This is a genomic window from Shouchella sp. JSM 1781072 (assembly GCF_041949915.1).
In the GTDB taxonomy this organism is placed as follows: domain Bacteria; phylum Bacillota; class Bacilli; order Bacillales; family Bacillaceae_D; genus Shouchella.
In genome coordinates this window covers 242887-268769 of the sequence record NZ_JBHFQE010000001.1, presented here as the reverse complement: position 1 = coordinate 268769, position 25883 = coordinate 242887, and the positions used below count along the sequence as shown (strand labels likewise).

The 25883-nt window shown below is 40.1% G+C and carries 31 protein-coding genes and 1 tRNA gene; 8 read left to right on the top strand and 24 right to left on the bottom strand.

Features of this window, described 5'->3' with window-relative positions; genetic code table 11:
• Positions 1 to 132 precede the first annotated feature (132 nt).
• Complete coding sequence (locus ACE1TH_RS01440) at positions 133 to 756, bottom strand: phosphatase PAP2 family protein (protein WP_375078259.1); 624 nt, start codon at positions 754 to 756, stop codon at positions 133 to 135.
• 167 nt (positions 757 to 923) lie between these two features.
• Between ACE1TH_RS01440 and ACE1TH_RS01435 the strand changes: the two genes are divergently transcribed.
• Positions 924 to 1067, top strand: coding sequence for a Fur-regulated basic protein FbpA (locus tag ACE1TH_RS01435; RefSeq protein WP_099301587.1), 144 nt, complete (start codon positions 924 to 926; stop codon positions 1065 to 1067).
• A gap of 13 nt (positions 1068 to 1080) precedes the next feature.
• On the opposite strand, the gene ACE1TH_RS01430 is transcribed toward ACE1TH_RS01435, so the two are convergent.
• The 4 genes from ACE1TH_RS01430 to cyoE form a co-directional block, all read right to left on the bottom strand.
• The gene (locus ACE1TH_RS01430) at positions 1081 to 1569 is read right to left on the bottom strand and encodes a small multi-drug export protein (protein WP_255223661.1); all 489 of its coding nucleotides are present in this window, start codon (positions 1567 to 1569) and stop codon (positions 1081 to 1083) included.
• A gap of 230 nt (positions 1570 to 1799) precedes the next feature.
• Positions 1800 to 2171 carry a DUF1516 family protein gene (locus ACE1TH_RS01425; protein WP_099301589.1) on the bottom strand — a complete coding sequence of 124 codons (372 nt, stop codon included), beginning with the start codon at positions 2169 to 2171 and terminating at the stop codon, positions 1800 to 1802.
• Between the two features lie 69 nt (positions 2172 to 2240).
• On the bottom strand, positions 2241 to 2735 hold the full coding sequence (locus ACE1TH_RS01420; RefSeq protein ID WP_099301590.1) for a CcdC family protein: 495 nt from the start codon (positions 2733 to 2735) through the stop codon (positions 2241 to 2243).
• A gap of 84 nt (positions 2736 to 2819) precedes the next feature.
• On the bottom strand, positions 2820 to 3764 hold the full coding sequence (cyoE, locus tag ACE1TH_RS01415; protein WP_176554283.1) for a heme o synthase: 945 nt from the start codon (positions 3762 to 3764) through the stop codon (positions 2820 to 2822).
• 287 nt (positions 3765 to 4051) lie between these two features.
• Here cyoE and ACE1TH_RS01410 point away from each other — a divergent pair, with 287 nt between their 5' ends.
• Positions 4052 to 4984, top strand: a complete 933-nt coding sequence (locus ACE1TH_RS01410) for a manganese-dependent inorganic pyrophosphatase (protein ID WP_255223663.1) — start codon at positions 4052 to 4054, stop codon at positions 4982 to 4984.
• 34 nt (positions 4985 to 5018) lie between these two features.
• Here the strand turns inward: ACE1TH_RS01410 and ACE1TH_RS01405 are convergent, their stop codons facing one another.
• The 8 genes from ACE1TH_RS01405 to ACE1TH_RS01370 all read right to left on the bottom strand — a co-directional run bounded on the left by ACE1TH_RS01405 (position 5019) and on the right by ACE1TH_RS01370 (position 13701).
• The gene (locus ACE1TH_RS01405; protein WP_255223664.1) at positions 5019 to 6206 is read right to left on the bottom strand and encodes a Ger(x)C family spore germination protein; all 1188 of its coding nucleotides are present in this window, start codon (positions 6204 to 6206) and stop codon (positions 5019 to 5021) included.
• Positions 6203 to 7660, bottom strand: coding sequence for a spore germination protein (locus ACE1TH_RS01400; RefSeq protein WP_375078258.1), 1458 nt, complete (start codon positions 7658 to 7660; stop codon positions 6203 to 6205). Before ACE1TH_RS01400 ends, ACE1TH_RS01405 begins: the two co-directional genes overlap by 4 nt.
• On the bottom strand, positions 7644 to 8747 hold the full coding sequence (locus ACE1TH_RS01395; RefSeq protein ID WP_255223666.1) for a GerAB/ArcD/ProY family transporter: 1104 nt from the start codon (positions 8745 to 8747) through the stop codon (positions 7644 to 7646). Before ACE1TH_RS01395 ends, ACE1TH_RS01400 begins: the two co-directional genes overlap by 17 nt.
• Positions 8748 to 8853: 106 nt before the next feature.
• Entirely contained in the window at positions 8854 to 10221 is a 1368-nt protein-coding gene (locus tag ACE1TH_RS01390; protein WP_099301595.1) for a GntP family permease, read from the bottom strand.
• Positions 10222 to 10301: 80 nt separating this feature from the next.
• Entirely contained in the window at positions 10302 to 11300 is a 999-nt protein-coding gene (gene pdxA / locus ACE1TH_RS01385; RefSeq protein ID WP_255223667.1) for a 4-hydroxythreonine-4-phosphate dehydrogenase PdxA, read from the bottom strand.
• Positions 11301 to 11303: 3 nt separating this feature from the next.
• Positions 11304 to 12602, bottom strand: a complete 1299-nt coding sequence (locus ACE1TH_RS01380) for a four-carbon acid sugar kinase family protein (RefSeq protein WP_255223668.1) — start codon at positions 12600 to 12602, stop codon at positions 11304 to 11306.
• Positions 12603 to 12629: 27 nt separating this feature from the next.
• Entirely contained in the window at positions 12630 to 13385 is a 756-nt protein-coding gene (locus ACE1TH_RS01375; protein ID WP_306345939.1) for a DeoR/GlpR family DNA-binding transcription regulator, read from the bottom strand.
• 243 nt (positions 13386 to 13628) lie between these two features.
• Positions 13629 to 13701, bottom strand: a tRNA-Ala gene (locus ACE1TH_RS01370).
• 152 nt (positions 13702 to 13853) lie between these two features.
• Between ACE1TH_RS01370 and ACE1TH_RS01365 the strand changes: the two genes are divergently transcribed.
• From ACE1TH_RS01365 to ACE1TH_RS01355, 3 genes are read left to right on the top strand one after another with little or no spacing between them, the layout of a single operon-like run.
• Positions 13854 to 14042: a hypothetical protein gene (locus tag ACE1TH_RS01365; protein ID WP_099301598.1), complete on the top strand. Its 189-nt coding sequence runs from the start codon at positions 13854 to 13856 to the stop codon at positions 14040 to 14042.
• Positions 14043 to 14064: 22 nt separating this feature from the next.
• Positions 14065 to 14232, top strand: coding sequence for a hypothetical protein (locus ACE1TH_RS01360; protein WP_176554285.1), 168 nt, complete (start codon positions 14065 to 14067; stop codon positions 14230 to 14232).
• Between the two features lie 21 nt (positions 14233 to 14253).
• Positions 14254 to 14466 carry a hypothetical protein gene (locus ACE1TH_RS01355; RefSeq protein WP_141556763.1) on the top strand — a complete coding sequence of 71 codons (213 nt, stop codon included), beginning with the start codon at positions 14254 to 14256 and terminating at the stop codon, positions 14464 to 14466.
• Positions 14467 to 14469: 3 nt separating this feature from the next.
• Here ACE1TH_RS01355 and ACE1TH_RS01350 read toward each other — a convergent pair whose 3' ends face one another.
• The 5 genes from ACE1TH_RS01350 to ACE1TH_RS01330 all read right to left on the bottom strand — a co-directional run bounded on the left by ACE1TH_RS01350 (position 14470) and on the right by ACE1TH_RS01330 (position 18993).
• Entirely contained in the window at positions 14470 to 14631 is a 162-nt protein-coding gene (locus ACE1TH_RS01350; RefSeq protein ID WP_255223733.1) for a hypothetical protein, read from the bottom strand.
• 61 nt (positions 14632 to 14692) lie between these two features.
• Entirely contained in the window at positions 14693 to 15109 is a 417-nt protein-coding gene (locus tag ACE1TH_RS01345; RefSeq protein ID WP_099301599.1) for a YugN-like family protein, read from the bottom strand.
• Positions 15110 to 15208: 99 nt separating this feature from the next.
• Entirely contained in the window at positions 15209 to 16555 is a 1347-nt protein-coding gene (locus tag ACE1TH_RS01340; protein ID WP_375078257.1) for a glucose-6-phosphate isomerase, read from the bottom strand.
• A 66-nt stretch (positions 16556 to 16621) separates the two neighbouring features.
• Positions 16622 to 17725, bottom strand: a complete 1104-nt coding sequence (ddlA, locus tag ACE1TH_RS01335; RefSeq protein ID WP_255223735.1) for a D-alanine--D-alanine ligase — start codon at positions 17723 to 17725, stop codon at positions 16622 to 16624.
• 104 nt (positions 17726 to 17829) lie between these two features.
• A complete protein-coding gene (locus ACE1TH_RS01330) occupies positions 17830 to 18993 on the bottom strand; it encodes an iron-containing alcohol dehydrogenase (protein WP_375078256.1) in 1164 nt (387 codons plus the stop codon).
• A gap of 188 nt (positions 18994 to 19181) precedes the next feature.
• On the opposite strand from ACE1TH_RS01330, the gene ACE1TH_RS01325 reads away from it, so the two are divergent.
• Positions 19182 to 19415, top strand: a complete 234-nt coding sequence (locus tag ACE1TH_RS01325) for a DUF378 domain-containing protein (RefSeq protein ID WP_099301603.1) — start codon at positions 19182 to 19184, stop codon at positions 19413 to 19415.
• A gap of 29 nt (positions 19416 to 19444) precedes the next feature.
• Here the strand turns inward: ACE1TH_RS01325 and yugI are convergent, their stop codons facing one another.
• The 5 genes from yugI to ACE1TH_RS01300 form a co-directional block, all read right to left on the bottom strand.
• Positions 19445 to 19861 carry a S1 domain-containing post-transcriptional regulator GSP13 gene (gene yugI / locus ACE1TH_RS01320; RefSeq protein WP_099301604.1) on the bottom strand — a complete coding sequence of 139 codons (417 nt, stop codon included), beginning with the start codon at positions 19859 to 19861 and terminating at the stop codon, positions 19445 to 19447.
• 78 nt (positions 19862 to 19939) lie between these two features.
• Positions 19940 to 21073 (bottom strand): DEAD/DEAH box helicase, encoded by a 1134-nt coding sequence (locus ACE1TH_RS01315; protein ID WP_375078255.1) that lies wholly within the window; start codon positions 21071 to 21073, stop codon positions 19940 to 19942.
• Between the two features lie 14 nt (positions 21074 to 21087).
• Positions 21088 to 21867 (bottom strand): hydroxyethylthiazole kinase, encoded by a 780-nt coding sequence (gene thiM, locus ACE1TH_RS01310; protein WP_375078254.1) that lies wholly within the window; start codon positions 21865 to 21867, stop codon positions 21088 to 21090.
• A 33-nt stretch (positions 21868 to 21900) separates the two neighbouring features.
• On the bottom strand, positions 21901 to 23094 hold the full coding sequence (locus ACE1TH_RS01305; RefSeq protein WP_375078253.1) for an aminotransferase: 1194 nt from the start codon (positions 23092 to 23094) through the stop codon (positions 21901 to 21903).
• On the bottom strand, positions 23094 to 23591 hold the full coding sequence (locus ACE1TH_RS01300) for an Lrp/AsnC family transcriptional regulator (protein ID WP_099301608.1): 498 nt from the start codon (positions 23589 to 23591) through the stop codon (positions 23094 to 23096). Before ACE1TH_RS01300 ends, ACE1TH_RS01305 begins: the two co-directional genes overlap by 1 nt.
• 130 nt (positions 23592 to 23721) lie before the next feature.
• Between ACE1TH_RS01300 and ACE1TH_RS01295 the strand changes: the two genes are divergently transcribed.
• Complete coding sequence (locus ACE1TH_RS01295) at positions 23722 to 24270, top strand: cysteine hydrolase family protein (protein ID WP_375078252.1); 549 nt, start codon at positions 23722 to 23724, stop codon at positions 24268 to 24270.
• Positions 24271 to 24398: 128 nt separating this feature from the next.
• On the opposite strand, the gene ACE1TH_RS01290 is transcribed toward ACE1TH_RS01295, so the two are convergent.
• Positions 24399 to 24869, bottom strand: a complete 471-nt coding sequence (locus ACE1TH_RS01290; protein WP_375078251.1) for an S-ribosylhomocysteine lyase — start codon at positions 24867 to 24869, stop codon at positions 24399 to 24401.
• 121 nt (positions 24870 to 24990) lie between these two features.
• Here ACE1TH_RS01290 and ACE1TH_RS01285 point away from each other — a divergent pair, with 121 nt between their 5' ends.
• Positions 24991 to 25821: a YihY/virulence factor BrkB family protein gene (locus tag ACE1TH_RS01285; protein WP_375078250.1), complete on the top strand. Its 831-nt coding sequence runs from the start codon at positions 24991 to 24993 to the stop codon at positions 25819 to 25821.
• Positions 25822 to 25883 lie beyond the last annotated feature (62 nt).

Sequence of the window (25883 nt, the reverse complement as noted above, 5' to 3'; positions counted from 1 at the left end):
CTTAAAACAACGAAGGGCTCAGTAGTAGGTATTGGTCAAACTAACGCACAAAAAAACCGTCTAAGGCTTCCACTTTATGAAGTGTCTGCGTTAGACGGGTTCTTTTTACGTTGCCTTTTTGGAATTCTTTCTTCATGCTCGTCGTTTGTATAATAGCCAATAAAAAAACGTTAAAATGGCTCCGCTAAGAAAAAAACCGCCAAGAACATCCGTTGGGTAGTGAACGCCTAGAAACAGTCTTGAAACACCCATAAGTAAAATCATCACAGTCGAGAAAATCACTATAACGATTCGAGTCGGTCGATGATCGGTTCTTCGCCAAATGAGAAACGCTAGTACGCTATAAAAAGAAGCCGCTCCCATCGTGTGACCACTTGGAAAGCTATATGAGGATAGATCAACCATCATAAAATCCTCGGGGCGTATACGGGCAATGCTAAACTTAGCAACTGTATTTAGTATGCCTGTCATACTCATGACGATCGCCGTGTAGAAAATATCGATCCACGATGAGCGTGTAAGCAACAAAATGACAATAACTGCTATTGTGAGAATCACAACAACATTTGTGGAACCAATAAATGCAAATCCATTCATGATTGTATAAACAATATCAGTACGAATGTCTTGAAACCATGCTAACATCGTGTAGTCAATAGACGTGACCACATTCGTACGAAAAGACAAAAAGATACTAAAAAATAATACGAGAAAAACAGCACTTGTGAGAAGAGGGAATTTTCGAATCGTTTTCACAACAGACTCCTTACATGTTATTTGCGTAGCATACAAACTAAACCTTTCAACACGTACTTATACCCTTTTTGTCGTTTCTTATCACATCTCAACTAAAATTGAAATAATTCCCAAGAAGCGGTTTCGTTTTTTACTTTGGTGGAATAATAAAAGCGGGAGTGATCATAATGCCAGAAGATCAAACAAATACGATTGACCAACTAATTGATGAACTTATAAAACGAGGAATTTATAAATTAAATGATCGACACTTATTCGAACTAAGCGAAGAAGAGATAAAAGGTTTTTATTCTGACCACATTAAAGAGTAGCTTAATTAGTAAGCTACTCTTTTATTGCTTGCGGCCCTAAAAAAGGCTCAAACCAATGACTTGCATACACAGATACAATACCGAAAACGGTTGCCCAAATTAATACACCTATGACTGTCCAAAAGATGGCTAACCCTTTTGGCACACCAAGAGCAACCGCTGTTGCCGCAGACAAATGACTGCTTAATAGAAAAGAACCTATAATTCCTACACCTGGCATTCCATATTTCTCTAAATATTTTTGCGTCTTTTCTTTTCTTCGATTTGGTTTATTCTCTTCGGTATCTTTTTTACGTCGAAGTATAAGTGCTCGAATCTTCTCACCTAATAATACAATCCCAATAACCCCTAAAGTATTACCAATAATTGCCACAATCACAACTGGTACAACAGGCTCCCCCATCAAAATGACGCCAACCGGAACGGCTAACATATATTCTACAAGTGGAATAATGGCTCCAATAAACAGAACAAGCATATACGAAAAATCAACGTCCATCATTCAATCCTCCTTTCCCGGGAAATCATTTCTTGCTCATTCAATTAACAGTAAAAAAAAAGCACGCCGACGATCGTTTTTCACCATACCTGTAGCAGAGTGATAGCTTATTACTAAGTCTGCTTAGTTATTAGGAACACTTCTACCTTTAAGCTTAGGATTCCTATGGTGTTGTCGTCAAACGTGCTTGTTACAGTAAGTTTACATACATGCTCGTCTCTTGCAAAAATGGTTTAGAAACTAATGACTCGAAAGCCCATTAGTACAACCACTAGCACAAGTACAAGAACAATGAAAAGCGATCCAAGACTATTTTCATTACGTTTCGCCTTACCTGCAGCCATTTCCATAAAGCCAATGACGAGAATCGCTAATAGGCCTTTAACGACATAGAAAAGTTCAAAGTTAAGCGCAATTAACATCCCTATGCCCGAAACAAGCATGAACAGGTAAAATAGCCTTGTAATCATATGTAGGATTGTCGCTGCTTTCATCTTTCTACTTCTATATAAGATAAAAGCTACGATAAATAAGATAACAAGAAAAGCCCATGAGCCTTCATGTGTTCCGCGGAAAATATTATAATACTCAGTAAAAAAATCCATCTTTTTTCATCCTCCTTTCCAATATTTCTCTCCTCTCAGTATAACTTGTCCTTTTACGAAATGCGAACGTTATGAAGTCGTGTAGTGATTTAACCCTTGTTTTAACTTCATATAACGAATGAGCATAGCAATTCTCCATGGTAGAAGCATGGCAAACGCTAAAATAAAGAACATTCCAGATAATTCCGCCGGATTAATGTCTTGTCCAACTAACAATCGCAAGATAATGCGCACAACGAGCAAACCGACAAGAATGTATGCGAACGCTTTAGAACGCTTCAAATAGATTTCTCCATCACGAACCTCAAATTTAGACGTGTAGATTAAAATAAGCGAAAACAACAAACCTGCGACAATGGCTTCCATTACATAAAAAAACGGCGGTCTCGTCGGCTCATATAAAAACATTAACGCACCTGTGGACATCGCTAATGGAGGAATAATAATTAACTTTGCAGATGTTGGTCGCTTGGAAGCTCTCATACGAATGACAAGAGCAGCACTCCCCATAAACAAGGCAATAAGAATAGGGATAACGATTACAATCCAACTTGTTTCTTCCATAAAAATCACCCTAACATGATCCTTCTTTTTTATATGTATAGATGAAAAGGTGCCTTGTTCATAATCACAAGGCACCTCTCAACATTAAAACAATGGCGCTAACATCGAATAGCCAATTATAACAGCAAATAAAAGAACAAGATGATTTAAAGAGAAGACAAACATAAGTGTTGCCCATTTCTTTGGTTCCATTCGCTTATGACCAACAACACTTAGAACTAGCCAAGCCGTTGCCAATAGAAAGGCAACGATTGTAATAATCCAGCTAACTGACATAAATAAAAAGCTTGCTGCAATTAACGCAACTAAGTAAACATTTGTTTGAATGTACGTGCGTTTAAATCCTTTTACAACAGGTAACATCGGCACGCTCGCTGCCTTATACTCATCGTGTCTTCGAATGGCAATCGCATAAAAATGCGGCATTTGCCAAATGACCATAACCACAAAAAGGCCTAAAATAGCAGGATGATACAATTCTGGTGAGACCGCTGCCCAACCGATTAAAGGAGGTATCGCTCCACTAATACTACCGATTTCTGTATTGTAGATGGTTCGTCTTTTTGACCACATTGTATAAGGAACAACATATAAGAAAAGACCTAAAAATCCAAACAAAGCAGCCATCGGTGTCGCAAGTAACAATAATAGAATTCCAAGTAACGACAAGGAAATTCCTAGAATAAGTGCATTTAACGGCTGCATTCTACCTGTTACGGTTGGTCTATTTTTTGTCCGATCCATAATGGCATCAATATCTCGATCATACAAGTTATTAAAAGCACCTGCAGCTCCAATAACAAATGTAGAACCAATAACAGCAAAAAGAATTTCCGGAAAACGCTCATTTATAGACGTACCACTTAGATAAAGAGCTAAACTTAGCCCAGCAACCATTGCCAATAAGTTTGATTTAATAATCCCTGTCTTTAATGTTTCTGATAATACTTGTGAGAATGCCTGCTTAGGCACAGCAAGAGAGGGTTTCTTTTCTATTTTTATCGACCGCAATCCTCTCTTCCCCCCCATCTGTTAGTATAATTCGTTAATGAATAGCTATAGTTTATCATAAAGTGTGAGCGTGAAAAGCATCTGACAAATCTGTCGTCTCCTTGTCAAGAAGTTATGGCTAAATCTTGAACAACACTTGTCCTGTTCACATCTCTTCTATTATACGCTTTTTAATGCGTAATGCAAAGTATATCAGCAACAAATCTGATTTTTTGTCATTCTGAACAATGCTTGACTTAACCTTTCCCTAGTGATCGTGATATGATACGATTGATCGTAATTTTGTATAAAAGGAGTCAAATTTCATGTCGAACCTATTAATCTTTGGTCACAAAAATCCAGATACGGATACAATTTGTTCTGCGATTGCCTATGCAGACTTAAAAACACAGCTTGGTTTTCAAGTCGAGGCTGTTCGGTTAGGTGATGTAAGCGGGGAAACGGCTCACGCATTAGAAACATTTGGCGTTGAAGCACCTCGTTATATTGAATCTGCTTCAAACGAAACAAACGACGTTATTTTAGTCGACCATAACGAGCGTCAACAAAGTGTGGACGATATTGATGATGTTCATGTACGTGAAGTCATTGACCATCACCGTATCGCAAATTTCGAAACAGCCGATCCTGTTTATTATCGTGCAGAACCTGTTGGTTGTACCGCAACGATCATTTATAAAATTTATCAAGAAAAGAACGTAAAAATCCCTAAACAAATTGCGGGTCTTATGCTTTCTGCTATTATTTCTGATTCTTTACTTTTCAAATCACCTACATGTACTGATGAAGATATTGCGGTAGCGAAAGAACTTGAACAACTAGCTGATATTGATGCCCAAACATACGGACTCGCCATGTTAAAAGCAGGTGCAGATGTTTCAAGCAAAACATCAAAAGAACTATTGTCAATTGATGCAAAAGAATTCTCAATGAACGATTATGCAGTGGAAATTGCTCAAGTCAACACCGTAGACATTACCGATATTTTGTCTAGAAAGAGCGAACTTGAGAAAGAGATCCAAGCCGTCATTGATTCCAAACAATTGGACTTGTATGTTTTAATCATCACGGACATTCTTGAAAACAACTCCACCGCCGTGACAATGGGTAAAGAAGTGGCGGTTTTTGAACAAGCGTTCCAAACGACACTCGATCAACATGTCGCTCCATTGCCTGGTGTTGTTTCAAGAAAAAAACAAGTGGTTCCCCCATTAACAGAAAGCTTCATGCAAAAATAAGAGCAGGCATCGCCTGCTCTTATTTTGTCTCTCCTCAACGCTCTTGTTCCGCTTTTGGAACCCGATCTCGATAAAATTCATACTCCCCTGTATGTTCAATAGTCGGGTGAACCGTAATTGTACGAAGCGAGTCCTCTCTTAATTGAAAAGTGTCTTCAACTTGTTTATATGCGCGCACGTGACTCCGGTATAAATGATTTTCAAGGCTATAGACATCCTTGCCATGCTCTAAACCAAGCATATACGTATCCCTAATTTGTTTTTCCACTTTTTCTTTCATAAGGTCAAGAATTTCATCTACAGTTCGAGACGCACCTAGGGTTTCATCAGGTGGAAAATCTAAAAGCGATGCATTAATGTCCACACTGACATCAAAATACACGTTGCCATCAACTACTTCTGAGCGAATGATACTTTTCGGACGAATAATATTTAAAGCCGCTATCGTTTTTCCCTCATCATAAAGCTGAAGAGGCGTATTAACCGTATGATAATCAAGCCACCGTAGCCCTGATAGCTGATAGTCATCAAAGATTTTCGGGCTTTTTCCGCCCTTTAATAAAACTGCTCCATTTGCATGTAAGGCATCTTTTTTCTTGCCCGTATTATCTTCTAATTCTTTTTCATTAATATCAATCTTTGGCAGCGTCGCCGAACGACCTTTCTCTGCATACGCTCGCATTAACTGATGTAAAGACATTGGTCGAATAATAGAGCGCTCTTTGTAAACAGAGTCTGGATTAAACAAAATGGTATGCACTGTATCGCCATACATATTTGTGACAAGTAAAATATCTTCTAGTTTTTCACTTGTCGCGAATACCCAAGGTGTTGTGCGAATCTGTTGAAACCGATACAGCCCTTCATTTATTTCCACAATCGATTCATGTTCCAACGCATTCATTCCGTACACAATCACCATCACATGCCCCCAGTGAAGCGTTTGGTTTGATTTAGAGTTGAAATTTTCGAGAGCCATTAGTATCGTGTTCCCCCGTGATACCGCGACCCATGCCCCAGATTCAGCTTCTTGTCTTCCTTCTTGACTTACAGACAATTGCCCGAAATTAATAGACTCTCCGTATACAATATATTCAGCTGATTCTTCGTCATAATCAATTCCAAGTGCCGTGATGTACTGGATATCTTGCAAATCAATAGCATCCCAACAGCCACTTAACGTGATCATAGTTAAAAAAACGAGAAAGAAACATTTCTTCAACGAGATCGCCTCCTCGTTGAATCCACGGTTTTTAATGTCGTTGGTCTCCGTTTACGCCACTCCCATGGCTTGACCATAACAGCAGACAGAAAATCTTTTTTATTAAACGGTGATAACGGCGACAAATACGGAAGGCTAAATGATTCTAAACTTGCTAAGTACACAATGATGGAGATGACCCCAATGCAAAACCCAAACATTCCTAAAAAAGCGGAGAGGATTAAAATATACACGCGAATGATGGAAACCGTTCCTGATAAAACTTGACTTGTAATGGCAAAGGTTGATACGACCGTTAATCCAACTACTACAAGCATCGTTGGTGATGTAAGACCTGCTCGAATGGCCGCATCCCCAATAATCAAACCTCCAACTACTGCTAAGGTTTGGCCAACAGATTTTGGCAGTGTTGTTCCAGCTTCCCTAAACAACTCAAACAACACAATCATTAAGAAAATCTCTAATGTTGACGACAAAGGCAAACCAAGCCGAGATACATAAATGGTTGCTAAGAATGGAAGCGGCAGTTGATCGACATGAAATGAATTTAACGCAATCCATAATCCCGGTAAAAAAAGAGCGAGTAGTAGTCCAGTTATCCGTAAAAGCCGCTGGAATGAAACAAAAAGAAACGAATTGTGCAAGTCTTCTGCTGTTTTTAACACGAACATGAGGTTAACTGGTGCAATAACTGCTCCAGGTGACCCATCGACTAAAACGGCAAACCGGCCATTCTCTAAACAAGCTGAAACAAAATCAGGTCGACTTGAAAAAACAGTTAGCGGAAAAAATGTAAATTTTGTATTTGTTAATCGTTCTTCGATTTCTGCTAAACTTAATACGGAATCTGTATCAATCGCTTCGATTTGCTGCCGTACATCTTTCAATACTTCTTCACGAGCAATATCCTTCATGTAAAGTAGAGAAAGCTGTACTTGCCCTCTTTTACCAACGGTATAGGATTCATTTACCAATGCGCTTGTGCGAAGTCGTTTTCGAACGAGCGCGATGTTCTCTTCTACATCTTCTGTAAATCCATCTCGTGGACCACGGAATGAGATTTCCGTATTTGATTCCTCAGGTTGTCTTTTAGGGAAATGTGGTAGTTCAAGCTTCACTAATGTATCGTCATGTTGATCAAACACGAACACATAGCCTGAAAACACGTCTTTTATCGTTTCTTCTGAAGTTTCAGCGGTTACAGGACTAGCCTGAAGATGATTCACCACGGATTGTCGTTGTAAGAAACCATCTCCAGTTTGAATAAACAATGAATAAATAGCTGGAATGACTTTTTCTTTTAGCGTTTTTACATCCACAATCGAATGACAGTAAATGAGTTCGACTGCATAAACTGGGTCTTCTTGAAGAACGATGCGCTCAATGATGATGTCATCACTAACCGCTAATTCTTTTTTAAGCGATTGTATGAACGCTTTAGAAGGATGCGCCATTTTGATCCCTCCTTTTCTTAGGTGTTTTCACTTTTTTGAAGCTTACTAGCCACAGCCAAGCGATCACAATCAAGGCAAAGACAAACGAAAACGGCATGTAAAATCGACTTAAGTAAATCGTGAAAACGGGCTCATTAAAAGGAAGAAACAACGTTAACCATAGTAAGAAGCATAGAGTCATGATCGTTAAAAATCGTGCTTTCGGTGTTTGCTTACCTAATAAATCTGCCACAACGTATAGACCAACTGCTTGTCGAGTGAAAGCCCCAGCTACCCACTGAAAAATCGAGAAAAAATCTAACCGGGTTAAATATTTTCCCAACTCTAAAATTCTCCATTGCGAGAATGCAGGATATTTCATTCGTTGCGCTTCTTCAATTCCAAAAATTGTGATGGCACCAACTAGTGGACCTAGGGCAAGACCAAATAAAAGAAAAGCTAGCACGTATAAATGCGATTTCTTCAACTTGGTTCGTGAACGGTGTTGAAGAAACAAGATAAAAACAATTTCTGCAAACCCACATATGGCAAAAAAAGAACTTATCCACATGGCATTCGCACCATTTTCGAAAACAGGCAGTAATAAGGTATAATCTTTTTCTTTTATATTGCCAATCCCAACTAGAAATCCAAATGACACAACGATTGGAAGTAAGATCCCTGCTGTAAAGGCTATGGTGCGAATCCCATAATACGCAGCTAACCCGCAAAGCAATAAATATGGAAGAGCTAACACAGGATTCGGCGTTAATTTTAAATATGTATTTGTTGTCCAACTAATGGTTGAAAATAACGTAACGTAACCATAAACTGTAAAATAAATAAACATGAAGGATGCGAATAAAAAAGTACTCACTTTAGACGAACGAGCACTTATAAAATCTACGATATGCTCTTGTTTTGTTCGCTTACTTATAAATACAATGAGTGGCACCCAGATAAGAAGAAAAACCGATGCTACCAAGACCCCAATCCATGAGTCTTTCTCACCGAATTGCAAAAGAATTGGCATCATAATGACATGATTCATTAATCCACTCGATAATAAAATTAACGGAAATAGTTGCAACATCGTTACGGATCTCAATTCACTCACCTCGCAATCTTTTCTTATCATGCCAGAGGGTTAGGATATTTATGCAAGCGGTGAAAATCGAAAAAGCTCACATCCACGTATGAATGTGAGCAAAATTTTAAAAGAAAAAGTCTGCAACAATAAGCATAATTAGTGACACAAACCAGGCAATCGTTGTCGGAACAGACCAAACGAGAATCTGTTCTTTCGCTTGTTTGATCCCAATTGTTCGGTTTACGACCCAGAATAGACTATCGTTAAAATAAGAGAAGAACAGAGAACCAAGTGCCGCTGCTTGGGCTGCAAGCACCATGTTTACATCCATACCTGACAAAATTGGTGCTGTAATGGACGCGGCTGTGATCATTGCCACCGTTCCACTTCCTTGAATGAAACGAACGAGCGTAGCAACAACAAACGGTAACAAAATCGCCGGGATTCCCGTATTTACGACAATTTCTGCAATATGGTCGCCAACGCCCGTTGCACGAAGAACAAATCCTAATGCCCCACCTGCACCGGTAACGAGTAACACAATACCTGCTTGTTTAATTCCTTCTTCCATTCGATCAAGTGCTTCTGAACGTCGAACATGTCCGAATAATCCATAAATTGCTAGTAGTACCCCGATACCTACTGCAATAATTGGAGCTCCAAAAAATTGTACGTATTCTACCCACATACCAGACAATTCCATCGCTGAGGTCGTCGTATTTAAGAAGATTAAGAACACCGGGACAAAAATTGGTAAAGCCGAGCGTAGTAGTGAAGGCAAGTCTTTACTTTCTTTTTCTTCCATCCACTCTTCAATTGTTACTTCTTTTTCAGGGCGAATCCAGTCAAGTCCATCGTCACTTGGTAACTGATAAATCCGCTTCCCAAGCCATTTCGCGTATAACACCATAGAGATAACAATCGGAATCCCAAACAACATCCCGGTAATAATCATCCAGCCAATGTCAATCCCAAAGATTCCCGCTACTCCGAGTGGACCTGGTGTTGGTGGCACCGCACTATGAATGACAACCGCACCACCTGCTAAAGCGATGGCCAGTGTAACAATGGAACGGCCAGTTTTCTTTGATAACGCTTTCGCCAATGGGCTTAAAATAATAAAGGCGGAATCAACAAAAATGGGAATCGAAACAATATAACCAGTGACCGCCATCGCCCACTCTTCTTTTCGTTTTCCTAACCACTTCACGACTGTATAAGCGAGTCGTTCAGCCGCTCCTGAGACTTCAAGAATTCGACCCATCATCACACCAAAACCGATGACAATGGCAATGGATCCTAACGTATTACCAAAGCCTTCTGTGATGGCGTCAACGACCGCAGTTGGCGTCATTCCTCCTACTAAACCTGTAATAGATGCAGCAATAATTAATGCTAAAAACACGTGAACCTTTGTTTTTACGACTAAGAAAATTAACACAACTATTGCAATTGCAAGTCCGAGTATCATTTGCGTACCAGATACGTCCATAACCCTATCCCCCTAAACGCGTAAGCGCTTTAATCGTTAATAAAGAGTGAAGGACTGATTAACAGCCCTCCATAAATGCTTTACTCTTTTCCTGCAAAATGTGGTGCGTACTTAGCTGCCAACTTAATGGACTCTTCCATTGAGACGGAGCTTGCAATCCCTTGACCCGCAATATCAAACGCCGTACCGTGATCAACGGACGTACGTAAAAATGGTAGACCGTTTGTAATGGAAATCGTGCGGTGAAAATCCGTCATTTTTGCTGCGATGTGTCCTTGATCATGATATAAGGATAAAACCGCATCATAACGCCCATTTAGCGCTTGGAAGAAGACGGAATCTGCTGGAACTGGTCCGACTGCGTCAATCCCGCTCTCTTTTGCGAGTTTAATGCCAGGCTTAATTTCGTCCATTTCTTCTGTCCCAAATAAACCATTCTCTCCACTATGTGGGTTTAAGCCTGCGACTGCAAAAGTTCGCTTTTCCACCCCTAGCTTTTGTAGTGCTGCATCACAGCGAACCAAATAATCATGCACACGCTCTTTTGTCATTTGACCAATCGCATCTTTTAACGATAAATGTCTAGTTAAGAAAAAGATTCGCATATTACGTACTTCAAACATGGTTAGCGGATCATCGATATTGGCAATACCGGCAAGCATTTCCGTATGACCGATGTAAGGAACGTTACCTGCTTTTAATGATTCTTTGTTAATCGGCGCTGTCGCCATGGCTTGCGCTTCATTTGCTCGACAAAGCTCTGCCGCATGTTTAATGTAGGCAAAAGCAGCTTCTCCATTATTTCCGTTCACTTGACCAAATTCATACTCTGGTAAATCTGGAAAATCAATTAAATCAATCGTCCCAAATTCACCTTTCGCTTCACTTGTTTTTTCTATTTTGTTAATCTTGAAATCTACTTCTTTTACAGAAAACAAGCTTTCCAACACTCGTGCATTTCCGATTACAACCGGCGTACACACATCGTAAATTTCTTGTTTATTTAGTGACCCTAGCGTAATTTCTGGTCCAATTCCTGCTGGATCTCCCATCGTAATCGCAATAACTGGTTTCATCATTCATCATCCTCCAATTTTTGTCGCTGCTTGATCAATAAATTTCACACATTCATAGATCGCTTTTTTATCTCCGATCAGTCCACCTTTTGTTACAACAGGTAGTCCATCAAAATACCCGCCATCAAAAGTTCCATATGCTGCAAGCGGCATGACTTCATCTTTAAGAGCAATTCCGTTCGCTCTTCCTAAAGCACAGACAGAAGCGGTTACGTCGCCTCCACTTGTAAAACAACCTGCAAACGTTAACTGTTCTTGCGTCAATACTTTACGGCTAATGGTGGCAAGTCCATCTGTAATTCGCTTTGCCAGCGCATCTTGACTTTTGCCTTCTTGCTCAGCTTTGGCTTTCAATGGGACGAGTTTTTGACCGCTTTTATGAGTCGTCACAATAAGAACACGATCTACCTTTGCTTGTTCTAGGGCAGCTTCTGTCGCACGCTCCACTTCTTCATCCCACGTACTGCTGTAACTAGCCAACATCGCTGGATCAACATATACAGGGATTGACCCTGTCTTTTCGATTAAATACGTAAGCTGTTCTCCTGTTAAGCTCGTTGCACTTCCAACCGATACGAGAATCGTGCCGTTTTGGTTTTCTTGCTGCAACATAGCGCGGGCATAATTTGCTGTTAATGGCCCTGGATCTGCACAAAGGATTTGTCTTTCAAGCATTGTTAATGCGAGCGCTACTTTTTCAATTTGTTCCGTGGTCATCGCGTCAACAATAATGACACGATTGCCTTGAGTGATTTCCTTTTGAATAGCCGTTTCTATAGCTGATTCCGTTTTCATTACTGTGCTTAATGAAACAAATCCAACTTGATGCCTTGTTTTTTCTGCTAGTAAATCGGGAATAAACGATTCTGTTATTGGAGCAATCGGATCCTTGGAAACATACGTTTCTTGCAACGGCACCCCATCTAATAATAGATAGCCTCCTGCCATTGTTCGTCCAGACTCTGGAAACGATGGCATCACAATGCTTATTGCATCTTCAGCCATATGCGAGAGCATTTCGTCAATTTCAGCGCCAATATTTCCACGAAATGTACTGTCAATTCGTTTCGTAAACACATCAGCTCCCCAAGCTTGAAGTTCTTTCATCGCTCGCCCTACACGCTGGCTCGCAATAGCTTCGTCAATATATCGGCTATCCGTGTCCATCACGACGGCATCGACATAACTATTTTCTGGTAAGCTTGCACTATGAACAATGGTTGTTGCCTGAAAACCTTGTTTCACCAGCTTGACACCAGATGCATTGGCGCCTGTTAAATCGTCTGCGATCACGCCAACTTTCATCTTGCATGCCCCCTTTCTATTCCATTCTTACACTTGTACGATCTTTTCATGGTATTGGCCAAGCTCATGTAATGCTATATCTGAATCGGTAATAATTCCTTCAACTTGATCTAGTCTGCAAACATGAGCAAACGATTGTTGCGCAAATTTACTAGAATCACATAAGAGCCATGTTTCTCGCGCAGATTGAATCATAAGTTGCTTCATTTTTGCTTTTTCGAGGGTCGGTGCCATCACTCCTGATAACGAATTAACCGCATGCGCACCGAGTAAAAATAAATCAACGTGAATGGACTCAATCAATGCCTGCGCTTGACTCCCGTATAAAGCACCAACTTCTGCCTGCACTTCACCACCTGTTACAATACATGTAACAGATGAATGAACAAGTTCAGCAGCTATTTTAATATCATTTGTGACTACGGTTAAATCTTGACGATCTTTGATGAGACGAGCCACTTCAAGTGTCGTGGTTCCTGAATCAAGTAAGATGGTTGCATTCAATTCAATCAGTGACACTGCTTTTTTTGCAATTTCTTTCTTTGCATCTAAATGTTCGACTTCTTTTCTTGCATAAGGTGTTTCCCGAATCAAAGCTTTTTGCGGAACGGCGCCTCCAGGTGTTCGAATCACTTGGTTATCTGCTTCTAACTGCGTTAAATCACGACGAATGGTCATCTGAGATACGTTCAATTGCTCCGCTAACTCTTCAATTTCCACTTTTCCATTTGATTCTAAAAGATTTTGAATGACGCTTTTTCGTTCTTGTGCTTTCATGTTCATTTATAACACCTTTCATTGTTAATTTAAAACATTATTCGACATAAGTCAACATTAATTTGTTTGTTTTTTTCATAAATCGGTTGTTTTTTGCGAAAAACATTCATTTTCATGTTTATTTTTCTCAATTAAGTATAGCAAAATAAGATGAAATGACAAAATTGAACTACATCTCATCTGCACAGACGGGATACGTAAGAAATTAAAAAAACACTTCCTCGTGAGGAAGTGTTTTACACTAACTAGTGGAGCCTAGGGGGCTCGAACCCCTGACCTCTTCGCTGCCAGCGAAGCGCTCTCCCAGCTGAGCTAAGGCCCCGAATATGTATGAGTTTGATACTACTTTCATAATATATCATAAATAGCCTCAACGCGACAAGCGCTTTTCATCGTGGAAACCGTCTGTTTAATCGTGATCATCACGGGTATTGAATAACAAAGCACGAGAAGAAACAAAAGGGGCATAAAAAGATGGTTCGGTTTAACAAATGGATTGACGCATTGATTTTAGCGATGATAAGCGGTAGTGTTTACTTCGTCTTATCTCTCATTTACGATGATCATGTAAAGTGGATAAATGCGCTCGCTATCGCTGTAGCGCTTTTTTTAACCCACACATTGCTGATTCCAAGGATTTTCAATAAGCGGAAATCTAACTGATCTTGCTTAGGAGTTGAACGGAGTGATTTTATTTTTCACATTCATCATTCTCTTTATTATCATGTTTTTGTTAATGGTTATTATTGATTCTGCTTTAAAAAACGAACCGAGCGTAAAGCGATGGTTCATTACTACATTGATTTTTACAGTTGTGATCTTTTTAACATTTTTGTCTTTCTCCTTATTTTAAATAAAGATTGAGGTGCTGTAGATGAGTGTGTTCCGCGTAATAGGTCATGGGTTTGTCATTTCTATATGTTCAACGAGTTTATATTTACTATTGATATGGCTATTAGGAGATATAAGCGAAGTTCGGGGTTCCATTTTTGCCATTGTCCTTGGCTCATTTATTGGCGGTTCCATTCGAGGGATCGTAAAAGAGCGCAACCGTAACAAACGAAACCGAATACCTAAAACGAAATAAAGCCTATCCTAACAACACACCAATTACATACCAAATCAACCCGCCAATCACACCAACAAAGCCAGCTTGAATGATTAATTCCCCTGTTACTTTTTTTGTTTTCGCAACGTCTAAAATAATCCATCCGAAAAAGACGGCAAAAGCAAGAATAATTGCATCAGTCATTGTTATCCCTCCACGTTCTCTTCCTACTTTAGCAAGAACTTAGAGGGACCGCAAACAATAGTTACAGTTGAAAGGTTTGTTCAACTTCTTCTATTAAATTTTTGGCGACGTCGACATATTTCTCGTCCACTTCCCCATCTTTATCAATTGGTCGCTGAAATTGGTTAATTAGTCCATCAACCGCAGGGGGGATGTAGCCTCCTATGCCTTCATCTGTGTTTCCATCTTGATAGACATGGTTTAGTAAATACGGCTTCCCCATTTCAAATACAGCATGGCTTGAGCCAACTTCTCCTTCTACTGCTGTAAACGGTAAACGAAGAAATGTATAGCCCCCTTCTTCTGCTAGCTTATAATCATAATAACCATGATCATAATCCCAATTTCCACCAATTGAATAACCAAGAGGCGTTAATAATGACTCTAATTCTTTTGCTTTCACTTCTTTGCCTTCAATTTTTGAAGATACATAAATCATATGACCGCTCCTAATCGTTTTTATTGATTAGTGTGTGAGCCTTCGAAAAACTTATGCATCAAAAAAGCACGGATGAACCATCACCCGTGCTTTCCCTGTTTATAGACGTTTTTCAAGTTCTTCTTTTTCTTTTTCGAAGCCGGGCTTTCCGAGTAAAGCAAACATATTTTTCTTATATGCTTCTACTCCCGGTTGATCAAACGGGTTGACTCCCAGCATGTAGCCACTAATTGCGACCGCTTTTTCAAAGAAATACACAAGATAGCCAAATGTGTACTCATCAAGCTTTGGAATCGACACGATTAAGTTTGGAACACCGCCATCTGTGTGAGCGAGCATCGTCCCTTTAAACGCTTGTTTGTTCACAAAATCCATTGTTTCCCCAGCAAGATAATTTAATCCGTCTAAATCTTGCTCTGCTTTTTCAATTTCAATATGCTTGTCCACATTCTCAACATGTAAGACAGTTTCAAATAAATCACGACGTCCATCTTGCACATATTGACCCATTGAGTGAAGATCTGTAGAAAAATCTACTGAGGCAGGATAAATGCCTTTTTGGTCTTTTCCTTCACTTTCACCAAATAGTTGCTTCCACCACTCTGAAACAAAGTGAAGCTGCGGCTCATAGTTCACCATAAGTTCAATTGTCTTCCCTTTGTTATATAGAACATTGCGAACTGCTGCATATTGGTATGCTTCGTTTTCTTCAAGCTTAGGTGAAGCATACGCATCTCTCGCATCTGCAGCACCTTTCATCATTTGTTCAATATTAAGGCCAGATACAGCAATCGGTAAAAGTCCAACAGCAGTTAAAACAGAGAAACGTCCACCAACGTCATCAGGAATAACAAATGACTCGTATCCTTCTTCGTTCGCAAGCGTTTTTAGTGCACCTTTTTCTTTATCTGTTGTCGCATAAATGCGTGTACGCGCTTCTTCTTTACCGTACTTCTTTTCCAAGAAGTCACGGAAAATACGGAATGCGATAGCTGGCTCCGTCGTTGTGCCAGATTTCGAAATAACATTTACAGAGACGTCGCGCCCTTCCAGCAAGTCAAATAAATCGCGAATATAGGTTGAACTGATATTCTGTCCGACAAAAATGACTTGTGGCGCGTTACGCTGTTCGTTTGATAGGACATTAAAAAATGAATGGTTTAACGCTTCAATTGCTGCTCTTGCCCCTAAATAGGAACCACCAATTCCGGCAACAAGTAATACGTCTGAATCGTTACGAATTTTTTTAGCTGCTTCTTGTATACGTGCAAATTCCTCTTTATCATAATCAACTGGTAAGTCGATCCACCCTAAAAAGTCATTCCCTGCTCCCGTTTTTTCGTGAAGGGCTTGATGTGCAGTTGTTACTTGATCTTGCAAATGCTTCATCTCATGCTCTCCGAAAAAGGAAAGTGCTTTGCTATAATCGAATTGAATATGTGCCATTAAAAAGAGCCTCCTTATATTCGGTACTTCATTAATGTACCGAAAGGAGGCGAAAAACACAAGTAATCAGCGGTCAAAAACCGAGCTCTTTAACAGCTTATCTTGTTCATGACGTTCAATCGCTAAATCGATCAGCGTGGAAATTAAATCTTGATAGGAAAGCCCACTCTCTTCCCAAAGCTTTGGATACATGCTGATTTTTGTGAACCCTGGGAGTGTGTTAATTTCATTAATCACTACTTCATGATCTTCTGTTAAGAAAACATCTACTCGTGCTAACCCTTCACAATTTAAAGCTTGATAAGCACGTTTAGCAATTTCTTGAATTTGTGCGCTAACATCTTCTGAAAGTTCTGCTGGAATGGCAAGTTTTGCACCATCTTCGCTAATGTATTTCGCATCATACGAATAGAAACCGTCTTGTGGCAAAATTTCTCCACATACACTTGCTTTTGGTTCATCATTCCCAAGAACCGCACATTCAATTTCTCTTCCAACAACTGCTGCTTCAATTAAAACTTTATGATCATAGGAAAAAGCAGATTCTACAGCTTCCTGAAGTTCAGCTTCATTTGTCGCCTTACTAACGCCAACAGATGAGCCTTGATTGGCTGGCTTAATAAAGACCGGCATCCCTAAAGATTCGTTAATCTCATTAAAGTTAATAGATGCTTTCGTTGAACGATTAAAGCTTACCCCGTTCGCTACTTGAAGCCCTTCTGCTTGAAGAAGTTTCTTAGCGATATCTTTATCCATACTCACTGCAGATCCTAAAACATTTGAACCAACAAATGGTAAATTTGCGATTCGCATCATTCCTTGTAGAGACCCATCTTCTCCAAGCGTTCCGTGTACAATTGGAAAAATTACGTCTAGCTGTCCAAGCGCCGTATGTTGATTAACGGGCTGGAGTTGATTGGATTCTTTTCCAGGTAAAAAAGAAATCCCTTCATTTGATTTATTAAGCTCAATTAAAGCTGGATTGTCTTCATTTAATAAGAAATTAGAGGCTTCATTTAAATGCCATTGGCCTTGTTTATCAATACCGATAAGTGTAACGTCAAACCGATCTTTATCGATCGCGTCGACTATGTTTTTTGCTGATTGAAGCGATACTTCATGTTCAGCTGATTTTCCACCAAAAATAATTCCTACACGTGTTTTTGCCAAACCCTTCACTCTCCTTCCCGTTTATTATACACGGAAATAGCTTGTTACAGAATGAGAAATACGTAATGAAAAAAGACAACCAAAAATTGGCTGCCTTCTTTATTTTACAGGGCTTGTTTGAGAATCTCTAACGATTCTGGCTTACCAATTTTGTGGTAGTTGCCGTAATAGCCATTTGCACTCGCGATGTCTGCAATTTCTTCAAGCTGATCTTCTGTAATTTCATAATGACTTAACGTTGATGGTGCCCCTAAAGCTGTCCAGAACGCTGACAATTTGTCGATTCCTTCTAAAGCAACATCACGATCTTCTTTGCCCGTACGATCTACACCAAAAACACGCTCGGCAAGTTGTGCACCGCGCTCTGGATTTACATCAACGCTATGACGCATCCAGTGCGGGAATAAAATTGCTAATCCACCGGCATGAGGAATATCGGAAACGGCAGATACAGCGTGCTCTAAGTTATGTGTACCCCAGTCGCCCCGCGCGCCCATTTGTGTAATTCCGTTAAGCGCCATGGTGCCACTATAAAGAATCGTTTCACGTAAATCCGTGTCTTCTAAATCATTTAGCAAGTCTGGCGCAACTTCCATAACCGTTAAAAGAATCGACTCACATATACGGTCTTGCAAGAGCGTATTTTCAGCTGGGTGGAAATACGCTTCTAATACATGGGTCATCATATCAACGATGCCATACACGGTTTGATCCTTTGGCACAGACACCGTGTTTTCTGGATCTAAAATAGAAAAGTTCGGGAACGTAAAAATTGAGCCCCAGCCGACTTTTTGATGGGTATCCCAATTTGTAATGACCGATCCGGAATTCATTTCTGATCCGGTTGCTGCTAACGTTAAAATCGTACCGAACGGAAGGGCATCTTCTGCGAGTTCTTTTTTTGTAATAATGTCCCAGACGTCTGTTTCCGTCCGTGCGCCTACAGCAATGGCTTTCGTTGCATCAATCACGCTTCCACCACCAACAGCTAAAATAAAGCCGATCGAGTGCTCTTTACAAAGTTCAATCCCTTTGCGAACAGTCTTTAAGCGCGGGTTAGGCTCGACACCAGCCAATTCCGTGACGTTACAGCCTGCATATTCCAATTGTTGCATGACCGTATCATATAAGCCATTTTTCTTAATACTGCCGCCACCGTATACAAGTAGTACATTGCGATCGTATACAACGAGTTCATCTGCTAAATTTTCTGTTTTGCCTTGTCCAAAAATTAATTTAGTCGGGTTATAAAATGTAAAAGCGTCCATGAAGGAGCCTCCTTTTAAAATTGATCCACTTTAATCGTAGCTTTTTTGTCCTTTATACGCAAAGATAACAACCTAATTTTATTTCCACTTTTATTGGTAGTCATCGCCTAGAATAATCACGTGTTTTCCATCCAATCTAAGAAGAGTACATCTCAATCGATGTGCAAAACAAAAGGAGGTGCTTTTAAGTGAGTGGAATTCAAAAAGCAGCATTAGTATTAGCCATCATCGGCGCGATTAACTGGGGATTAATCGGCTTCTTCCGATTTGACCTCGTCGCTTTCCTATTTAACGGTCAAGCGTCAGCTATTTCGCGCGTGATTTATGCTTTAGTTGGTTTAGCTGGTCTTTATGCCATTTCGATTCTAATGAAACCAAAAGAAGAGTTAGGCCGCGACCATGAAGTGGAGCCACAACGATAAAAACAGCTAGTTTTCACTAGCTGCTTTTTTTATTTCTTCGCGCGCTTATTTAAATCTGCTTGAATTTCGTTTGACTGCTTTAACCACTCTTTAAGTTTATCTTCAAGTGTATTAAAGCCTTGTTGTTTCTGCTGAGCTGCTTGAGGCTTGCGCGCTCCGCCGCCAGCGTTTGGTGTACGTGGTTTCGCTTGTGGACGAGCAGGCGCCTCTTGCGTTGCACGGATTGATAAAGAAATCTTTCCAGATTCTTGATCAACGGACATGACTTTTACTTTCACTTCGTCTCCTACTGTTAATACATCTGCAATATCTTTCACATATCCGTGAGCGACTTCAGAAATATGAACGAGACCTTGTTTTTTTTCATCGATTGCTACAAAGGCTCCGAAAGGTTTGATTCCCGTTACCTTTCCCTCTATAATGCTACCTTCTTCGTAATTAGACATTCATATACAACTCCTAAACAATGATTTAACCAACTAATTTTACCATAGGTTTCTCTATAGCGCAAAGTCCGTTCACGTTTATTCGCTGATTAGCGTCCCATTTTTTAAAAAGACTTCATTCACACGAATGTTTAAATACTTTTCATACTTCTCTTTAAGGTAACGTTCTTGGCCGTTTAACAAAGAGATTACTTTTCCATCTTCTTGAACGCGCCCTGTTCGTCCAGCACGATGAAGGTAGCTTTCAAACGATCGAGAGGCATCAAGCTGAATAATGTGAGATACTTTTTCGATATCAATTCCTCTTGCAGCAACATCTGTCGCCACTAAAATCGATGCTGCACCGCTTTTAAACCGGGCAATAGCTTGTTCTCGATCTGTTTTCGTTTGTTCAGAAGACAATGCGACAGCCTCAATTTTACGGTAGCGTAGTTTTTCAACGGTCTCATTCAACCGATCTAAATGATTGACAAACACAATGCCTTTTTTGATCTCTTCAGCGTGAACAATTTTACGAACGGTGTCAATTCGATCTCGTTCTTCAATCATGACGGCAAGATGTTCAATTTGCTCTGGTAAAGTCGACGTATTCTCTTCCAATTTTTCTACGTTTGGTGAAAACACTTTAAGCTTGTCCTCCAACCCTTTAGGGATCGTGGCAGAAGCAAATAGTCCTTGGACGTTATAGCCTAAACGTTTTCCAAGCTCCTCAACGTCTTTCCACGATTCTTGTTCCTCGACTAATCGATCCACTTCATCAAGAACAAACATGCGGACATTTGCCAATTTAATTTTCTTCAGTCGAATTAGCTCCATTAAGCGACCTGGTGTCCCAACTGCAATATGTGGTTTACTTTTCTTTAGCTTTTCAACTTGGCGATTCACATTCGCCCCACCAATAAACGCCATCGATGACAATGTTGTTTGAGCCGTCACTTCTTTAATGACCGATTCAATTTGAACAGCCAACTCTTGCGAAGGAGCCACAATTACAGCCTGAATCGTTTGTTGATCTGCTTCAATTGCTGCTAAAAGTGGGAGGACATATGCTAATGTCTTTCCTGAACCTGTTTGCGAACGAAACATCACGCTTTCACCCTTCAATGCTTTAGGAATCACAGCTTGTTGAATTGGTGTCGGCTCTGTAATGTTCTTTTTTTCGAGGTTTTCATTTATTTGGGGGGATACGTGTAAATTCAATTGATTAATCATGCTTAACTCCTCTATTATAACCACTCAATTCGATAGAATGGTTCTGCTTCTTCTTCCTTGATCATGCTTAGCTCGTTAAGAAATTCCATTTGGAACGAGGCAACACCATACTCATTTGCTTTCGCATACGCTCGCTCGGCAGCAACTCCGTAAAAAGCTAAACCATTTGCTGCGGCATTTACAAAGTCTTTCCCATTTACTGCAAGATATGCTGCCAGCACACCACCAAGTAAACAACCTGTTCCCACAACACGGGTAAGCCATTCATGTCCATTTGATACTTGTACGATTTGCTTTCCGTTTGTGACAACATCTTTTTCTCCGGTTACAACGACAACCGTCTGTAGTTGCTCTGCTGCTTTTTTTGCTAAAGCGACTGGATCTGTCTTAATATTCGTGTCAACGCCTTTAACAGTCCCTGCTTCACCTAAAACCGCAGCTATTTCACCTGCATTACCACGAACAAGCGAAATGTTTACTTCTTCTAAAATGCGAGCAACGATCTGATTTCGAAACGTCGTCGCACCGACACCAACTGGATCAAGAATAACCGGAATCCCTTTTTTATTGGCAGCTTGACCAGCATGAATCATTGACGCCACAACTGTCTCAGATGGCGTCCCAATGTTTAACAATAGCGCATCCGCTGCCGTCGCCATTTCGTGTGTTTCTTCTATTGCATAGGCCATCACAGGCGACGCCCCAACTGCTAATAGTCCGTTTGCCGTAAAATTCGTTACAACTGCATTTGTCATACAGTGAATCAATGGTTGGTGGTCTCGTACGATACTCATCCGTTACATCCCTTTCTTTGTCCTATTGTTCGTTTATTTCGTTGCTTGCCAATTGTGATTTTCTAAAAAGCGTCCAATTCGCGTTAACGCTTCTTCTAAATTTTTTAGAGATGTTGCGTAGGAGCATCGAATATGTCCTTCTCCGCCTGCACCAAAAACCGAGCCTGGTACAACAGCAACGCGTTCTTCTATTAAAAGCTTCTCCGCAAACGTTTCAGACGACAAGCCTGTATGTTCAATTGACGGAAATGCGTAAAATGCCCCGCTTGGTTTATGGCAAGGCAGCCCAATTTCATTTGCTGTTTTCACAAAGAAATTTCGTCGTTGCTGGTAGGATAGCTTCATTTTCTCAATATCTTCCATACCGTGCTCAAGCGCTTCTAACGCACCGTATTGCGCCATTGTCGGGGCACACATCAAGCTATACTGATGAATTTTCAACATCGCTTGCAGCAAATCTGGTGGAGCAAGCACAAATCCAAGTCGCCATCCAGTCATCGCAAATGCTTTTGAAAAACCGTTAATAACAATGGTTTGTTCTTTCATGCCAGGTAAAGTGGAAAAGCATGTATGCTCCTCATCATAGGACAATTCTGCATAAATTTCATCAGAGAATACAAGTAATTGATGCTTCTTCACGATCGCAGCAATTTGCTCAAGCTTTTCTTTGCTTAACGATGCACCTGTTGGATTGTTCGGATAACAAATCATAATGGCTTTCGTTTTATCTGTAATGGCTTTTTCAATATCCACTGGCTCAACTTCAAAATGATTCGCTGCGCTCGTACCAACTGAAATCGGCACACCACCAGCAAGAGAGACAAGCGGCGCATAAGAAACAAACGTTGGTTCAACAATGATCACTTCATCACCAGGATCTAAAATCGCGCGCATGCCTATATCAATTGCTTCACTTGCACCAACCGTCACTAAAACCTCTTCATCAGGGTTATAGCGCACGCGATAACGCTGCTCCATGTAATGAGAAATGGCTACACGCAGCTCCGGCAGTCCAGCATTTGCCGTATACGCTGTAAAACCTCTTTCAAGGGACGAAATACTTGCTTCTCGGACATTCCAAGGCGTGACAAAATCAGGCTCTCCCACACCAAGGGAAATAATATTGTCCATTTTCGATGCTAAATCAAAAAAACGTCGTATACCAGACGGCTGTATACTTGATACTTTTTGTGAGAGGCGCTCTTTTTTTACGACTGTATCCTTCATTACGGCGTCACCACGATTCTACGATCTTCGTCTGGTTCTTTAAAAATAACTCCATCATGCTTATAGGTCTTTAATTGAAAATGAGTTGTTGTCGATAGAACAGAATCAATGGTGGACAATCGTTCGGATACAAACCGAGCCGTTTCTTGCATCGTTTTCCCTTCAACGACAACAGATAAATCATATGCACCTGACATTAAATACAACGCCCTTACTTCTGGAAAACGGTGAATACGTTCAGCCACTTCATCAAATCCTACACCACGCTTCGGCGCGACTTTCACATCGATCATGGCTGTCACAGTTTCTTGAACCGGCAGTTTAGCCCAGTCTACAACAGCTGAATAACTAAGGATTACGTTCTTATCTTCAAGTTCCGTAATATATGTGTCAACCTCTTTTGCCGTTAGATCAACCATTTTCGCAATTTTTTCGGATTCAATTCGGCCATTTGCTTCAATAATTTGCAAAATCTCAACTGATTTCTTATCAAACACGGTGATCGCTCCTCATCTTACGCTATTCCTTTAGAGTAATTATAGTTTGTTTGTTTATCCTAATCATAACATAGGAAATTCCCAAACTCCTGTTTTAAATTAAGGGACCCTTTAGGAGCTGAAGAAAAGCATGGATAAACATACCGCACTACTTATTATCGACATGATTAACCCACTTTCTTTCGAACACGGAGCTGATATTTACCCCCAAACAAAAGAGATTACTGAAAACATCCTTGCCCTTAAAAACGTGATGAAACAGAAAGGTTGTCCCATTTTATATGTTAACGACAACTATGGCAAATGGAAATCGGACTTTAATCAACTTGTTTATGATATTAAAACAAGCAAGGAGCTCGGTTCCTCTATCGCCGCGCGGCTTGAGCCAAGCGAAGATGATTATTCCATTATTAAACCTAAATTCTCTGGTTTCTTTGACACACCTCTCCACCTTCTTCTTGAGCATCTAAACGTACGGACTCTTATGTTAACGGGAATTGTTGGAAACATGTGTGTGCAGTTTACAGCCAATGATGCGTATACATTAGAATACGAGCTTTGTATTCCAGCAGACGGCATCGCTAGTTTCACACAAAAAGACACAGATGTTGCCCTGCATCATTTTGAAAACATATTAAAAGCCGATACACGTTTATGCCGAGATTGGATAACGGACTAATAAGAACGAAGATTTCAGACTTCTTTCATATAAAGAAAAACAAGCGCTACGAGATGAACCAATTGAGGCTCTCGAAACTCGTTAGCTCTTGTTTTAATTAAACGTTTTTGATCGTTAGAACAAATGGTTTAGAATACTTGTTTTAAACTTTCTTTGTCCTCTGCAAGCCACTTGCGCATTCTCTCTTTTGTTCCTTCTAAATCATGAAGCACAGCCTGCCCACACTCTTTTTCCGTAGCAGCAGGAACTTGTTCTGTTTGCAGAGAATAGGTCATAGTCTTTTCTAGGACATCTATTATTTCAGCGACGCTTGGTGTTCCACTCATAATTAAATAGTAACCAGTTTGGCATCCCATTGGAGAAATATCAACGACATCAAAGTGATCGTACTCTTCAGAAAAGCGGCGAATGTTGATTGCTAATAAATGTTCCATCGTATGAATCACGTCAGGCTTTAATGCTTCCTTATTAGGCTGACAAAAGCGAATATCAAACTTGTTCACTTCTCCATCCGTCCCAATTTTGTGCGTCCCACAATGTCTAACGTACGGTGCTTTTACAATCGTGTGATCAAGCTCAAAGCTTTCTACTGATGGCATATGGTACACTCTCCTTTCATCTTCGTATATAGTATAAAGGATAGCAGTCTGTCCTGTCGAAGCTTTCATTTAATTTTATAATGAATTTGCTAAGTAATTTTTACCTATCTAGGAGGCGTACATGAAATTCCGTCCATTTTTTAAGCTATTAGTTGAACAGATCAAAAAAGATCCAATTCCTGATTTAGCAGCTACTTTATCTTTTTACTTCTTACTTGCCATTTTTCCGTTAATGATTTTTGTGCTTGCAGGAGTGTCTTTCTTTGATATAGACAATGAACAAGTATCGAACACCATTACGGAATTTTTCCCGGGCGAAATTGGCGAAACCTTTAGTGAGATTGTGTTAAATACAATTGGTGAACCACAAATAGGACTATTCTCAATTGGGATCATAGGTACACTTTGGTCGGCTTCAAACGCCATTAACTCATTTATACGTTCTGTCAATCGTGCATACAACATTGAAGAAACACGACATTTTTTAAAGTTACGCGGAACGGCAATTATTCTAACCCTAGCAATGATTATTGTCATTATCATCACGCTTGCACTACCTGTCTTTGGTAGTTTAATTCTTGATTTCTTAGAGAATTTCTTATCAGTTCCTTCTGAATTCATTTCAATGATTGATAATCTACGCTGGGTTGTTGCGGTTACGGTCATGATTTTATCGTTAATGGTTTTGTATCGTATTGCGCCGAACAAGCATCTAAAATTAAAGGACGGGTTACCAGGTGCAGTTGTGGCTACATTAGCCTGGCAGCTAATTTCTTTTTTCTTCTCTCTCTATGTTAGTGATTTTTCAAACTTTGAGAGTACATATGGGCCACTTGCTGGTGTGATCATTCTCATGTTTTGGTTCTTTTTAACGGGGATTATCCTGATTATTGGCGCTGAAATTAATGCAACCATTCATCAGTTGCAGAAAAAAAACAATAATCATGTATAAACTTATGTAGGCTGGGTAAGATGGTACCAGTACTTAACATATACGTTTTAAGGAGTGTTCGT

Bases quoted from the DNA above. Each gene is read 5' to 3' on its own strand.
- ACE1TH_RS01400 (WP_375078258.1), bottom strand. From the start codon at position 7,660: ATGGCGCATCCTTCTAAAGCGTTCATACAATCGCTTAAAAAAGAATTA.
- yugI (WP_099301604.1), bottom strand. From the start codon at position 19,861: ATGTCTAATTACGAAGAAGGTAGCATTATAGAGGGAAAGGTAACGGGA.
- ACE1TH_RS01365 (WP_099301598.1), top strand. From the start codon at position 13,854: ATGGTTCGGTTTAACAAATGGATTGACGCATTGATTTTAGCGATGATA.
- ACE1TH_RS01295 (WP_375078252.1), top strand. From the start codon at position 23,722: ATGGATAAACATACCGCACTACTTATTATCGACATGATTAACCCACTT.
- ACE1TH_RS01330 (WP_375078256.1), bottom strand. From the start codon at position 18,993: ATGGACGCTTTTACATTTTATAACCCGACTAAATTAATTTTTGGACAA.
- ACE1TH_RS01340 (WP_375078257.1), bottom strand. From the start codon at position 16,555: ATGGCACATATTCAATTCGATTATAGCAAAGCACTTTCCTTTTTCGGA.
- ACE1TH_RS01285 (WP_375078250.1), top strand. From the start codon at position 24,991: ATGAAATTCCGTCCATTTTTTAAGCTATTAGTTGAACAGATCAAAAAA.
- ACE1TH_RS01435 (WP_099301587.1), top strand. From the start codon at position 924: ATGCCAGAAGATCAAACAAATACGATTGACCAACTAATTGATGAACTT.
- ACE1TH_RS01345 (WP_099301599.1), bottom strand. From the start codon at position 15,109: ATGATTTATGTATCTTCAAAAATTGAAGGCAAAGAAGTGAAAGCAAAA.
- ACE1TH_RS01290 (WP_375078251.1), bottom strand. From the start codon at position 24,869: ATGCCATCAGTAGAAAGCTTTGAGCTTGATCACACGATTGTAAAAGCA.
- ACE1TH_RS01420 (WP_099301590.1), bottom strand. From the start codon at position 2,735: ATGGAAGAAACAAGTTGGATTGTAATCGTTATCCCTATTCTTATTGCC.
- ACE1TH_RS01350 (WP_255223733.1), bottom strand. From the start codon at position 14,631: ATGACTGATGCAATTATTCTTGCTTTTGCCGTCTTTTTCGGATGGATT.
- ACE1TH_RS01355 (WP_141556763.1), top strand. From the start codon at position 14,254: ATGAGTGTGTTCCGCGTAATAGGTCATGGGTTTGTCATTTCTATATGT.
- ACE1TH_RS01390 (WP_099301595.1), bottom strand. From the start codon at position 10,221: ATGGACGTATCTGGTACGCAAATGATACTCGGACTTGCAATTGCAATA.
- ACE1TH_RS01380 (WP_255223668.1), bottom strand. From the start codon at position 12,602: ATGAAAGTTGGCGTGATCGCAGACGATTTAACAGGCGCCAATGCATCT.
- ACE1TH_RS01375 (WP_306345939.1), bottom strand. From the start codon at position 13,385: ATGAACATGAAAGCACAAGAACGAAAAAGCGTCATTCAAAATCTTTTA.
- cyoE (WP_176554283.1), bottom strand. From the start codon at position 3,764: ATGGGGGGGAAGAGAGGATTGCGGTCGATAAAAATAGAAAAGAAACCC.
- ACE1TH_RS01430 (WP_255223661.1), bottom strand. From the start codon at position 1,569: ATGATGGACGTTGATTTTTCGTATATGCTTGTTCTGTTTATTGGAGCC.
- ACE1TH_RS01315 (WP_375078255.1), bottom strand. From the start codon at position 21,073: ATGATTAATCAATTGAATTTACACGTATCCCCCCAAATAAATGAAAAC.
- ACE1TH_RS01410 (WP_255223663.1), top strand. From the start codon at position 4,052: ATGTCGAACCTATTAATCTTTGGTCACAAAAATCCAGATACGGATACA.
- ACE1TH_RS01305 (WP_375078253.1), bottom strand. From the start codon at position 23,094: ATGAAGGATACAGTCGTAAAAAAAGAGCGCCTCTCACAAAAAGTATCA.
- thiM (WP_375078254.1), bottom strand. From the start codon at position 21,867: ATGAGTATCGTACGAGACCACCAACCATTGATTCACTGTATGACAAAT.
- pdxA (WP_255223667.1), bottom strand. From the start codon at position 11,300: ATGATGAAACCAGTTATTGCGATTACGATGGGAGATCCAGCAGGAATT.
- ACE1TH_RS01425 (WP_099301589.1), bottom strand. From the start codon at position 2,171: ATGGATTTTTTTACTGAGTATTATAATATTTTCCGCGGAACACATGAA.